The 12,247-nt window shown below is 58.5% G+C and carries 11 protein-coding genes; 3 read left to right on the plus strand and 8 right to left on the minus strand.

Annotation, left to right across the window (positions count from 1 at the left end; all coding sequences use genetic code 11):
• Window positions 1-3: 3 nt before the first annotated feature.
• Genes FIV03_RS04420 through FIV03_RS04430 form a run of 3 tightly spaced genes read right to left on the minus strand, consistent with a single transcriptional unit; the run spans window position 4 to window position 4,081 of the window.
• Window positions 4-2,388: a SpoIIE family protein phosphatase gene (locus FIV03_RS04420; RefSeq protein WP_152508793.1), complete on the minus strand. Its 2,385-nt coding sequence runs from the start codon at window positions 2,386-2,388 to the stop codon at window positions 4-6.
• Complete coding sequence (locus FIV03_RS04425; RefSeq protein WP_152508794.1) at window positions 2,385-3,563, minus strand: class I SAM-dependent methyltransferase; 1,179 nt, start codon at window positions 3,561-3,563, stop codon at window positions 2,385-2,387. The genes FIV03_RS04420 and FIV03_RS04425 overlap by 4 nt, the downstream gene beginning before the upstream one ends.
• Window positions 3,560-4,081, minus strand: a complete 522-nt coding sequence (locus tag FIV03_RS04430) for a hypothetical protein (protein WP_022999188.1) — start codon at window positions 4,079-4,081, stop codon at window positions 3,560-3,562. Before FIV03_RS04430 ends, FIV03_RS04425 begins: the two co-directional genes overlap by 4 nt.
• A 315-nt stretch (window positions 4,082-4,396) precedes the next feature.
• On the opposite strand from FIV03_RS04430, the gene FIV03_RS04435 reads away from it, so the two are divergent.
• Window positions 4,397-5,257, plus strand: coding sequence for a SpoIIE family protein phosphatase (locus FIV03_RS04435; protein WP_173013768.1), 861 nt, complete (start codon window positions 4,397-4,399; stop codon window positions 5,255-5,257).
• A 27-nt stretch (window positions 5,258-5,284) separates the two neighbouring features.
• Here the strand turns inward: FIV03_RS04435 and FIV03_RS04440 are convergent, their stop codons facing one another.
• A complete protein-coding gene (locus FIV03_RS04440; RefSeq protein WP_152508796.1) occupies window positions 5,285-5,710 on the minus strand; it encodes an ATP-binding protein in 426 nt (141 codons plus the stop codon).
• Between the two features lie 52 nt (window positions 5,711-5,762).
• Window positions 5,763-6,119 (minus strand): STAS domain-containing protein, encoded by a 357-nt coding sequence (locus tag FIV03_RS04445; RefSeq protein ID WP_173013769.1) that lies wholly within the window; start codon window positions 6,117-6,119, stop codon window positions 5,763-5,765.
• Between the two features lie 359 nt (window positions 6,120-6,478).
• On the opposite strand from FIV03_RS04445, the gene FIV03_RS04450 reads away from it, so the two are divergent.
• The gene (locus tag FIV03_RS04450; RefSeq protein ID WP_152508798.1) at window positions 6,479-7,204 is read left to right on the plus strand and encodes a protein phosphatase 2C domain-containing protein; all 726 of its coding nucleotides are present in this window, start codon (window positions 6,479-6,481) and stop codon (window positions 7,202-7,204) included.
• On the opposite strand, the gene FIV03_RS04455 is transcribed toward FIV03_RS04450, so the two are convergent.
• Entirely contained in the window at window positions 7,180-8,943 is a 1,764-nt protein-coding gene (locus tag FIV03_RS04455; RefSeq protein WP_152508799.1) for a hypothetical protein, read from the minus strand. The genes FIV03_RS04450 and FIV03_RS04455 overlap by 25 nt on opposite strands.
• Window positions 8,944-9,413: 470 nt before the next feature.
• On the opposite strand from FIV03_RS04455, the gene FIV03_RS04460 reads away from it, so the two are divergent.
• Window positions 9,414-10,880 (plus strand): serine/threonine-protein kinase, encoded by a 1,467-nt coding sequence (locus FIV03_RS04460; protein WP_152508800.1) that lies wholly within the window; start codon window positions 9,414-9,416, stop codon window positions 10,878-10,880.
• Window positions 10,881-10,916: 36 nt separating this feature from the next.
• On the opposite strand, the gene FIV03_RS04465 is transcribed toward FIV03_RS04460, so the two are convergent.
• Together FIV03_RS04465 and FIV03_RS04470 are read right to left on the minus strand one after the other, a co-directional pair.
• A complete protein-coding gene (locus tag FIV03_RS04465; protein ID WP_055657002.1) occupies window positions 10,917-11,690 on the minus strand; it encodes a MinD/ParA family protein in 774 nt (257 codons plus the stop codon).
• 29 nt (window positions 11,691-11,719) lie between these two features.
• On the minus strand, window positions 11,720-12,139 hold the full coding sequence (locus tag FIV03_RS04470) for a hypothetical protein (RefSeq protein WP_152508801.1): 420 nt from the start codon (window positions 12,137-12,139) through the stop codon (window positions 11,720-11,722).
• Window positions 12,140-12,247 lie beyond the last annotated feature (108 nt).

A 12,247-nucleotide genomic window follows, 5' to 3' on the forward strand; every position in this document is an offset into this window, starting at 1 on the left:
GCCTTACCTATGCTTCAAGACAACAAGAGTGATGTCATCAAATACCCTGTAGTCGCCGATATGCGACTTCACATCATTAATGACCGCCGCGGCAATACCTTTAGCGGATTTTTCGCGATTTTCATGGGCGCTCTGGGCAAGCCGGTCGAGGCCATACATCTCGCCCTTCGCATTTTCCGCTTCCGTGATCCCGTCCGTATGCAGGATCAGGATGTCGTCGGGTCCGAACGCAAGATCCAGTGTGGCCACGAAGGGTGAAATATCGGCCTCCAGCCCGACCGGGAAACCGAGGTCCATCGTGTCGATCCGCTCGGTTTCGCCATTGGCACGTATGATCAGCACTTCCTCGTGCTGGCCGGACAAGGTGACCTGTCCGTCCTCGTAGTCGACGAAGGCAAGGGTCAGGTGCTTGTCGGAATTGGTACGGGTGATGTTCTTGTAGACAGCGCGGTTGAGCACATCCAGGAAGGCAATCGGGTCCTTGTCCCCCTTCTCCTGAAGCGCACGGGCAACCGACTGCACCATGAGCATCAACACGCCGCTTTCCAGGCCGTGGCCGGTCACGTCGCCGATACCGACCTTGATGCGGCTGCCGTCGAACAGGACGTCGTAGTAATCGCCGCCGACTTCGTCTGCCGGTTCCATGAAGGCGGCAATCTCGATCTGCGGGATGACTTCCAGTTCGCTCAGCCGGGGCAGAACCATTTCCTGAATGCGCTTGGCGACATCCAGCTCGGCCCCGAGGCGCAGGTTTTCCGATTTCAGCCGCTTGTTGAGCTCGCCGATCTCGTGGTTCGCGGTTTCCAGCTTCCTGGTCCGCTCCTCGACGAGATTTTCAAGGTTCTCCGTGTGATAGCTGATCTCTTCCGCCATCCGGTTAAACGCAAGCCCCACGGCCGCAACTTCGTCGCGGGTCGGAATGGCAACGCGAACCGAATAGTCCTTGTTCTGCAGCGCGCGCGCTGCGGCAGCCAGTTGCGACAAGCCCTTGGTGATACGGCCGGAAATGGCATAGACCGCAACGAACACCACGAAGATACTGACGCAGAAGGCAATCAGCTGGTAGTTCAGGATGCGGGCGGTCGCTTCGGAGATGTTGTTGGTGGCATCGATCAGCGACTGGTAGATCTCGCGTTCGGAAACGACAAAGCCCAGCGTCATCGTTTCCGAGGTGATGCCGGTTCCATCCCACAGGTTGGTCGGGTTGAGCTGCTTGAGGACCAGAAGATAGGGGACCTCTTCACCGTCATTTTCAAGGAAGATGTGCTTGATGACGGTCTCGTCCTTGGCACTGAGTTCAAGAGACGAGATGGCGGGCTGGCTGCTTTCCTTGAGGTTCCGGTTCACGCCGGTAACACCCTGGCCACTGACGTCGCTCGAAACCAGACCCAGTGTGGCCTCGCCGGCTTTCGGCGTTGCCACCACGTTGCCGTCGGACATCGTCAGGAAGCCGAAGCCGCTTTCCGAAATCTCAAGGCTTTCGACGAGCGAAGTCAGCTGTTCGAGCGTGATGTCGACCGCGACCATGCCCGCAACATCCTTGCGATCCTGCGTCCACAGGGGATGGAAGAAGCTGACGATCAGCTTGCCCGTGATCGCATCGATGTAGGGAGCTGTGGTGACGATATTGGATTCGACCGGCTTGGAAGACGGATCCTTGATCCAGCCTTGCCAACCTTCGTAGACCCCGGGAAAGAAGAAATCCCAGAAGTTCGCGCCTTCGTTATGGCCGGGGTAAAGCAGGTCGAATGTCTGCGCCTGTTCCGAATAAGGGGTCGCGCGCATGATCGACGCGTCCTTGGGGCCGACATAATAGATCTGCAGCTTGGGAGCGCCTGTCGACATCATCGAAGGCCCGACAAGGCTGAGGAAGGAGCTGTGCTTCAGCTCATCGGCGGCCTTGGGAAGCGGGTTCTTGTCTTCATCGAGCAAGTAGCCCCAGACGCTGACTGCGGAAGGAACACCCTCTGTGTTCTGCGACCAGCCGCCTTTTTCGTCGTAGACCAGTCCGGAGGAAAATTCCGAACTGTCTTCAATCGTGTTGCCGACCGCTTCCTGGATATCCGGGTGGTCGATCAGCGTCTGCATCGACGAGGCAAGCGTCGCAAGTTCCGAATGAACGCGCTCGATCAGAAGGTCGGCGCGGAACGCGGTCGTGTCGATGTAGGTTTCCAGATAGTCTTCGGTCGCGGTGGTCAGGCCTTCACCGACCTGCTCCGTTGCATCCCTGGACAGTTTCTGCACGTTCCAGATGCCGATGCCACCGGCAAGCGCCAGATCGAACAGCACCGCCACGCCCACGACAAGAATGAACTTGGCGCGAAAGCTTCGCAGGGAAAAGCGACCTATCTGCTTTTCACTCTGAGGGCCCTTTACCGGTGCATTCATAGCGGCTTACGCCCCGAGGCAACCCAGATCGGCCAACCCGCATACCCCTTGGGGTGGAGCGCTGCGAAAATATGATCATCAAAACCCTTGGCGAAGCGTTCGATGAACTCGGGGCTGTCGCCGCGTTCCTGCGCCATTTTGCCGGCAAAGAGATTTTTCCACGAGGCGATGACGTCGGCGAAATCCTGCGGGTCGCCGTCGGTGTTGGTGACCATGAAGGAGCCGATGGTGACGTTTTCAAAACCACCGTCGATCAGGAGACGCCGGCATTTCGGGCCGATTTCGATATCCATATCGAAATGGTGCCAGAGTTTGGCGACCTCGTTATAGGTCCACTGGATAGATTCCGATCTCGGTTCGCCAAGGCAATGGGAGTTCTTTTCGTTGGTCACGTAAATGCGGCCACCCGGCTTGCAGATACGGTAGAGCTCCTTGAGGATCAGTTCCGGCTGATCGAACACCTGCAGGGAATGGCGGCAGGTCACGAAGTCGAACTGATTGTCCTCCAGCAGCATGTCCGCGGCGTCGCCAAAGACATAGTCAATGCCCTTGATGCCGAAGTCGGCGGCGACACGGCGTGCGTAGTCGAGGCTGGATCTGGAATGGTCCAGCGCGACAAGCCGGTCGGGCTCGAACTCCTTCTGCAGGAGCACGGCGAAATCGCCGATGCCGCAGCAAATGTCGGCCACCTGCATCCCAGGCTTCAGGCCGTGGCGGCGAAGGAGTTCCTTCTCATGGCGCCAGGTAAGCTTGGTCTGTGTCCGCAGGACATGAATGAATTCACTGTCCTCGACGAAGGACTGTCCCGGGTAGAATTCGTTGTCGTATTCGCTGACGGTGATCTTTTCGGACATCGTCTCCAGCACGGCGAACTTGCGCGTTGCCCAGCCGACGACACTCGACGTCGTCACATGAACGCTCAGGTCGCTGCGGTTGCGCACAAGATCCAGGATCTTGCCGGCAAATGCGTGGAAGGCGACGTTGTTCATGCGCACCAGGCGCCTGACGTTGACGTAGAATTTTCCGCTCACCTTGGCGACGGACTGTTCCATCGCGGAAAAGCAGCCATGCAGTTCCTCGGCCCGCTGCGGGCGCAAGCTGCCATGGAGCGAGAACTCCTGATCGTTCTCGTTGAAGGTCCATTGAAAGGCCTGTGTCATATTATCAGCGATCATTCAGTGTCGTCCTCAAGCACGAGCTCTGCAACCAGGCTCATGCGGCCGTCTTCGCTCCGTCCGATGGCAAGCCGGGCGCCATAGTCGACGCCGAGTTCCAGGAGCCCCAGGCTCGCATCCGGTTCGGCGTCGGCAAACAGCGCTTCCAGATAAAGCGTTTCGGCGTCCTCGCCGTTGACCTTCGCAATGGCGGTTTCATAGATCTTGTAGGTTTCTTCGTCCGCAGGGAAAGTCAGTTCGATCCTGTCGACATTGCCGTCGCGCTGAACTGCGCATTGCAGTTTGCCGCCCGAGCCGTGCGTGCGGTACACCGCTTCCAGCAACTCGTTCAAAGCCGACGAATAAAGATTGGAAAACAGGAGCGAATCCAGCCGGTTGTGGCTGACCATCCGGGCAATGTATCCCGACATGAGATCGCAATGGGTCCAGTCGGTGCAAAAATCCTTGATGTCCAAATCCAGGTGAATCATCTGCGGCAGACCGGAATTAGATGATATGCCTTCAGAAGGTGCCTGCATTTTTATTCCCCCGCTGGCGTGGTCAATTGCACCTCAAAGCGATGCACTTCTGTTATACGAGAAAGCTGGAAATTTTGGTCGATTGGACTCGTGTCATCGATAATTCATGTATTTAACAATACGGTGTCGCTCATTGCCAAGGATATATCAACCGCGATTGCTCCAATGTTTTCTGCTTCATTAACATAGCAGCAGAACTCTAAACTTTGGGTTTCCACCGCGCGTCCGTAAAGGCATCATATTTACAACATGACAAGCACCAGTAATTTTGGCGCCGCTGCCCAACCAGACACTTCCGCTGGCGAACTCGCGCGAGTGCGCAGAGAACTTGAGGAATTGCGCGCGGAACATGACGACCTCAAGCTGCTTTACGAGGCAACGATCGAACATGGCGAAGCCGTGGAAGACCAGTTGGCTGAATACAACATCTTGCTGACCCGCACCCAGGAGCGCCTGGAAGCGGAGCTTCGTGATGCCGGCAATTATGTTTATTCCATCCTGCCGGAAAGGCGACCGGAAGCCCCGAAAGCGGACTGGCTTCTGGTGCCGTCAACCGAACTGGGCGGTGATTCGTTCGGATATCACGACCTCGACGACGATCATTTCGCAATCTATCTGATCGACGTCTGCGGCCATGGTGTCGGGGCCGCATTGCTGTCTGTCGCGATCATCAACGTTCTGCGCTCGAATGCGCTTGGGGGCACCGATTTTCGTGACCCGGCAAACGTTCTTGCCAAACTGAACAATGCCTTTCCGATGGAACGGCAGAACAACATGTTCTTCACCATCTGGTATGGCGTCTACCGGCGCTCGACCCGGCAACTGGCCTACGCCTCCGGCGGCCACCCTGCTGCCATTCTCATGCGGCCTTCGGCATCGGGGCTGGACGTCATCGGCCTCGGAACGCCGGAAGGCATGGTTATCGGCGCCATCCCCGATATGGAATTCGATGGCGGTACATTCGACATTCGCCCGGGCGACCGATTGCTCGTCATCAGTGACGGCACCTATGAAATCGAGGATGCGGATGGCCGGACACTGACCTGGGCCGAGCTCGCGGACAAATCGAAATCCGTGGACGGAACCGTCCCTCAAGCCATCTACGACTGGCTGGCCGCATTCCACGACAATGCGCCCCTGCCGGACGATTTCTCCATGATGGAATTTGCCTTCTGAGGGAACCGCCTTGCAGCAAGGCGCCCGTCAATCCTTGGCGCGAGGCACCAGAACCGTGGTGTGGTTGACGTTTCCGATCCGTTGGGTCGCCACGTCATCGGCCAGCTGGTGCACCAGATAAAGGCCCAGACCGCCAATGCCCATGTCCTCGACTGTGTCCGCTTCCGGTGGACCGGACGGCATGCCGCTGTTGTCGAATGGTCTCGCCCTGTCGGACAGGACGAGCTTGACGTGTGTCGGCCCAAGCGCCGCCGAGATCGCGATCTGGTCCTTGCCGCCATCCGGATAGCCGTAGGCAACGGTATTGGCGAACAGCTCTTCAACGACCAGGCACAGGGTACGGCGGACCGCGTCGGACAGGCCCGCTCCTGTGCAGAACCGCTCCAGCACGGTATAGACCGCCGGCAGGTCCTCCAGGTCGTTTCGAACTGTCACCGTCTCGAGATCCACCATCCCGTTCCCTGCCGGCCGTTGGTCAAATCAATCTGCTGGGCGTGAGCTTCGCTCAACCCGCCAGCGCCTTTGCGTCTTCCCGGCTTTCCGCCACCTGCATGATCTTCAGAAAGCCGGAGATCTTGAGGACGTCGACCACGGACTGGTTCACCTGAAACAGCACCAGCTTGTCTCCGGACGGAGCCAGAAGCTTGGCAACGATCAACAGTGATCTGAGCCCGAAACTGGTGACGTAGTCCACTTGCCCCATGTCGATCAGCAAGGTTGCCGGCTTTTCCTCGATCAGGTTCTTCAGATAGGTTTCGAAGGTTTTTGCGCTGAGCGTGTCCAGCTTGCCGACAGGACGAACAACGATCTGGTCGCCGTCCGTCTCGTGGCCGATGGTGATTTCTGCGACTTCTGCGGTCATTGCCATTTCCCAAATCTGCATCGGTGCCCGGACTGCGAAAGCCGGCAGCCTCCGGTTTCAACCGATGAAAGCATCTGCCACGCAATTTCAGCGTGAAACTTGTACATTTTATAAAGGCGCACCACGCGAAAGGCTACGAGACCAGGGATAAGCAAATTTCTGCACACTTCCCGGCCACTCTCGATCCGGCTCGCGTTCGGTCTGCTTGCCGGGGACAGCTATCCAGACGCTGCGACGGGCCTCCTTATCCAGAGGCACATGACCGGCGCCTAGCTGGAAACCGGAGACTTCTTTTCCGAAGAATGACTGCGCGTTAAGATCGAACCCGGACTGGTCCTGCGGCGCTTACTCGGGAGAACGTGCGTTTGAATACGGTCGACACTTCTGCCGCTGTTGCGTTGCTGCGATCCGAAGCAGCGACCCGGCGCGGACGCCGACACAAGGTCAACCAGGACAGCCACTTTGCGGCCCCGTCGCATGGGCTCTTCACGATTGCCGATGGCATGGGCGGTCACAGAGAGGGTGACGTCGCCAGCCGTGCGACGGTTCACGCCATCTCGCAACTGACCAACATGCCGCCGAGCAGCCATGAAGCCCGGCAGATTGCCCTCGAAGCCAAGCTCAACCACGTCAACCACGGTCTTTACGCCGGTTTTCTCGCTGTCCCCGAACAAGACATTTCCGGCACGACAAGTCTCAGCCTGATCATCAGCGGGACACAAGCCAGCTGCATCTGGGCCGGAGATTCGCGTCTTTACCTTTTGCGCCAGCAGCAACTGTTCCTCATCTCGGAGGACCATGCCGACAAAGCCGGATGGCTGACTGCCGCTGTCGGCATCCACAACACGCTTCAGCTTGACCGCCGAACGCTGGAGATGATGCCCGGCGATGTTTTTGTACTTTGCACCGACGGACTGTTGAAAGGCATGGACGAAACCATGCTGGCCAGGATGGCCAACGAGGGGGCCTTCGGTCTTGCTGACCGGCTTGTTTCGCGCGCTGTGGCCGGCGGGTCCTCGGACGACATCACGGTGATAACCGTTTGGACGGATACAGATGCTCAACCGCCGGAAGCCGGCAGATAGAAGGAATGCTGCTGGCCCGAGGCCCAGCCACCCTGCACGATTGCGGTTACGCCGATCAGATCCTGATCTTCCACCGCCATTCGTTCCACTTCGAAAGTGACCTTGTCTGAGAGGGATCTGCTCAGCACTTCCAGGCTCGTTGCAACGGCAGCCTCGCGCTCGTCAGCATCCTGCCCTGCAAACACGGCCTCGCCGAGAGCTTCCTGGAACAGGGAAAACAGGCGGGACACCAGAAGGGCCTGATCCAGTGCGCCCCGACCGTCCTCGCCGGGCTGGACCGTCACGGCCCGACGGAATACGAGGCTGGTTCTGTTGGCGACACCCTCCAGCACGTTGATGCCGGCAAGCGCGAGCGACGGTGCCGTATCCGAACCGACGGCAAACCGTGTTGCCATGGCAACGTCACCGCCCATCGACCGGCTTTCGACAAGCTCCAGCGCATCATAATCCTTCGGCATGCCGACGGGGAGCCGCGGAAACACGTCTGTTTCAAGCTGGACCAGTATTTCGGAAAGGGCGACAAAAGCACCCGACACAAACAGCGCCGGCGCACCGTCCTCTTCGGCGGTCAACCGGGCATCGTTCCAGAACAGTGCCAGGTGAGAGGCGGCATCGCCGGCCCTCAAGCCTGCAAAACCTTCGAAGCCCGGCTTGTCGAGCAACTGATGTGGCGTTTCGATGTCGGCAACTTCCTCACCCGGAACTCCGGCAAAGTGCCCGGCAAGCGCGGCAAGCCCGACCGTGTCGCTTTCGGCGCATTCCCGCGCAAGCACCTTCAGCCGTTCCGTGTCGCGTGGGCCCAGGCCGATTTCGTTCGCAAACAGGGCGATATCGTAGAGTTCTGCCTGCAGGGCCTCGCCGGTTTCGCCCAGAACCTCCTGCAGATCGACGGCATCAAGATCGTGATCGAGCTGAAGGAGATAAAGTTCCAGCGGCAGGTCCAACGGAACTTCACTCAGGAGCAGGTCCAATCCATGCCAGTTCAGCAGCACCGTGCTCAGTTTCGGGCTCTCGAAGAAGAGACGCGCCTGTGCCTGCTGCAGCGTATCGGCTGGCGCATCCTTCTTTTTCCCCTCGACAGGTGCACTTGAAACCTGGCCCGTTTCCTGGAGGGTCTTTTGAATGAAGGCATCCACGGCGGTTTTCGCGGCACTGCCGCTTTCGCCGGGAGCAGCCTTTTCCTCCGGAGTGCGGATCATCGACAGGAGGGCGTCGAGCCCCTCGGTTCCCTTGCTGCTGCTCGAGGCATCGTTTTCCTTACGCTTGCCTTGCGCTGAGGCCGGCAATTCGTCGTCTTTCAGCAGTCTTTCCAGCAATGACTTCTGCTCATCCAGTGCCGACTTGCCGACCTTGTCGTAACGCTGGTCATGAACGGCAAGCTGATCCTGGTCACCGGAAGCCGCCTCGAGATCCCGCACAAAGCGAAATTCGCGCAGCAGTTTTGTTGGATGCAGATCTTTCAGGCGCGCGAAGAAAACCTGTTCTTCCAGCTCGGGTGGATGCGAACCGAGCATATTGGCCGCCGAGACGGAAAAGGATGGTGTTTTCTGTTCCAGGATTTCCTCGGCGTCCTGGCCGGTAATATTGAAAGCCACGCCGGTTGCCGCAAGGCCGAAGTCTCCTGCGATCAGCACCCTGAAAGGCGGTGCCGGCTTGATCGGGATTGCACTGTGCCCCTTGTTTCCGAGGCCAATCGAGAAGCTGGCGATACCGCCTTTGATGTCGTCTTCCCCGGTCATTTCGATCAACCCCTATTAATGATTGTAAATTTCACTCAAATTGACACGAAGGCGAATGTGACTTGCGCGATCAAGATATTGCCGTCGGTTTCATACCCTTGGTGCCAACGCACCGTTGCAGCGCGAGAAGGGCTAGCAGAGCCGGTTTCAAGGTTGCGCGCAGTCTATTCCTCTTTCATCCCTCGCCGATACATTACCTGCCGTTCGGGTAATCTATCAGGGGTGGATGGGCGTTTCAAAAATTGCCCCCGGATCGTTCGACGATCCGATCAACGCCCAGGTCATCCAAGCATAAATGCGCGAAGCCAGCTGGAACAAAACGACTGCAGCGCGCATACTGAGCGTCGGCTGGCGAACCATACCCCACGCGTTTACCCAGCTCTACCTTTGTCGCCCCAGCGGCTTCCGCTGCTCCTGTTCCGGGGCCAAGAGAAGCTTCGGGCCGAATTGTCGCCAGGGATCCTGCAGATTTGACGTCAGACACGACCTCCGCCACGCACAAGCTGATAACCGCCTTCGTGTCCGGCAAGCTGTCTTATGACGCCTTGTCGAAGCAGCTGCGGACCAGTGCACAGCAATCAGCGAAGGCCCTTGATGAAACGCGGCAGGCAATCCGGGATTTTGTCGAAGCGGGCCAGCTTCCGAACGAGCTCGGCCAGAGGCTGCAGAACCAGTTGCCGGCGGGCGATGCCAAGCATTCCGGTTACAACGTGATTGACGGTCTGCCACGTCCACATGCTGTTCACGGCACACAGCAGGAACCGGTATCGGCACCCTCACCTGCGCAGGCAGCAACGCCCCCTGCAAACATGCCGCCATTGCCATTACTTAACGAGCCAGCCGGGGCAACGGATGACGAGACTGCAAGTGACGTAACACGGGGCAAGATGGACGAGGCCATTTTGACCTCACTCGTTGCGGGCTACGCCGGCTTTCGCAGTCGACGCTCGAATGCCGCCGAAGAACCACCACCTCCAGCCGACAGCGGCAAACTGGACAAATACCTGACCGAATTCAAAAGTGCCCGGTTTCGTTCCGACGCGCGCCGCGTTTCCGGCGGCGGACAAAGAGACAGTCTCGACGTCAACAAGCTGGCGACACCCCAGGTGAAACGCGCCGGTGTCGGCTCCATTTTGCGTGACCGGTTCATTCTGGACATCGAGATCGGGAGCGGCGGCATGGGGCATGTTTATTCAGCCGTTGACCGCCGGCGCCTGGAGGCAGCTCACGACCAGCCTTACGTCGCCATCAAGCTTCTGAACGAAAGCTATCGCAACGACACCGAAGCCGTGCGGCTTCTGGAGGCCGAGGCGCGCAAGTCTCAGGCACTCGCACATCCGAATATAACCACCGTCTACGACTTCGATCGAGACAAGGCCGATGTGTTTATCGTCATGGAGCAGCTAAACGGCGTCGGTCTTGATCGCCGGATCGGCCGGGCCCTTGGCAAACCCCTGCCTCTGGGCGAATGCGCCAGGATCCTGCGCGGCACCTGTGCTGGTCTGTCCCACGCGCACAGCCGGGGCGTCGTTCATTCGGATCTGAAGCCCGGCAACATCTTTCTGCTGACGGATGGCACGATCAAGCTCCTTGATTTCGGTTTGGCGGCAGCGGCAAGCGCCAGTGCGGACCATCCGATCCGGGATAGCCTGACCTCGGCCTACGCAAGCCCCGAGCAATTCCGGCAAGCGGACCGTGACCCCCGCGACGATGTCTTTGCGCTTGGCTGCATCACCTACCAGATCCTGACCGGCGGCCATCCGTTCCAGTTCCGGCCGATAGACGAGGTCGCGCGGGAAGGTCTCGTGCCGGCGCCTATCGAGGGGCTCTCCCCGCAAGCCTGGAACACCTTGCGCCAGGCGCTCGAGTTAGACCGCAACAAACGCCTTGGAGACGTCGACAGTTTCCTGAAGGGCCTGTTTGAAATGCAGGACTGAGCCGAGACCACCCGGAAACCTGGCCTGCAACTGTAATCACTCGATGGAATCGACGATCGTCTCGATTGCCCGCGTGAAACCGTGGTCCGGCTGCTGGGTGCTGATCAGGCCTGTGCTGCCGATTTGGATGAGATCCGTCGACAGCGGCAGGACAGCTGCCACCGGCGTGCGGTAGTTGGAAAAGATGCGCTGTGCCAACTCGTTGAAATCGAAGGTTTCCAGAGCCTTGTTGACCACCAGAAACAGCTGCGGCACCTCAAGCTTGCGTGCCAGTTCCAATGTGACTGCGGTGCCCTGATAATCCTGGATATCAGGACGAAGGATCAAAAGCAGCGCGTCGGAGATAGCGATGGAAAGCAGTGTTTCCTCGTTGACGCCCGGGTGGGTGTCGATCAGCAGATAATCGAGTTCCAGGCCCCGGCAGAGGTCCACAAAACCCCGGTTCAGATCCTCGACATCATATTTTTCCTTCAGGATCCGTGCGATCTCGCCGGTCTTGATCGATGAAGGCACCAGAAAGACCTTGCCACCGTCCGGCACCGTTGGATTGCCATCGCCATCGACCACGTTTTCCGTGACATCGACAGCGGTATCAGTCACCGAACAATGCCCCCACAGGTAGTTGTTCAGCGTGTTGTTGACCGTGTTGAGATCGACCTTGAAGAGGGTGTGAATGCCAGGGGACTGGATATCCGTATCGACAATGCCGACCCTGTGACCACGCAGGGCAAGCACCGCGGCCAGGTTGGCCGTGACGTTGGATTTGCCCGTGCCGCCGCGATAAGAATGAGTGGAAATGATTTTGGTCACGGATCGATCTCGAAGGATGTTTTGACAGTTCAGGACTTGTACCGGGATCGAAGATCCTTGGCGCGGGACTGCAGGGAGCGGAAATAGTCGGAATCGCTCACCTGTTCGATTTCAGCCTGCGCCTGTTCCTTGTCGTAGGTGACTTCGAACTTGTCCAGCCGGGTTTTCAGCTCGGCATTTTCCTTGCGCAGCTTCGCTTCGGCCGCTTCCAGCTGGCGCTTGGTTTCCGTCAGTTCCGCAATGAGCTGGCTGGAATGGAATTCGCGTGCCTCCACCTGCACCACCATGCCTGAAAAGGTTTCCGCCAGGGCGCGGATATCGGCTGCGACACCCTCGTCCGTGATCACCTGATAAAGCTCCTCGACCTCGTCGAAGCGACCGTTGGCGATCGCTTCACAGGTCCGGGCCAGACTGGCCAGAGCAGGTTTCATGGTGTCGGATGAGGTCATTCAGCCCTCCGCAGGCGCTCGAAGATAGCCCGGTTAAATCACGCCTTGCCGGGTAACCCAAGATGTTTGTTGAAGGGTCCTGCGATCGCCCCGGAGCATTTGCTGCAT

The sequence above is a fragment of the Labrenzia sp. THAF187b genome (genome assembly GCF_009363375.1).
Lineage (GTDB): Bacteria > Pseudomonadota > Alphaproteobacteria > Rhizobiales > Stappiaceae > Roseibium > Roseibium algicola.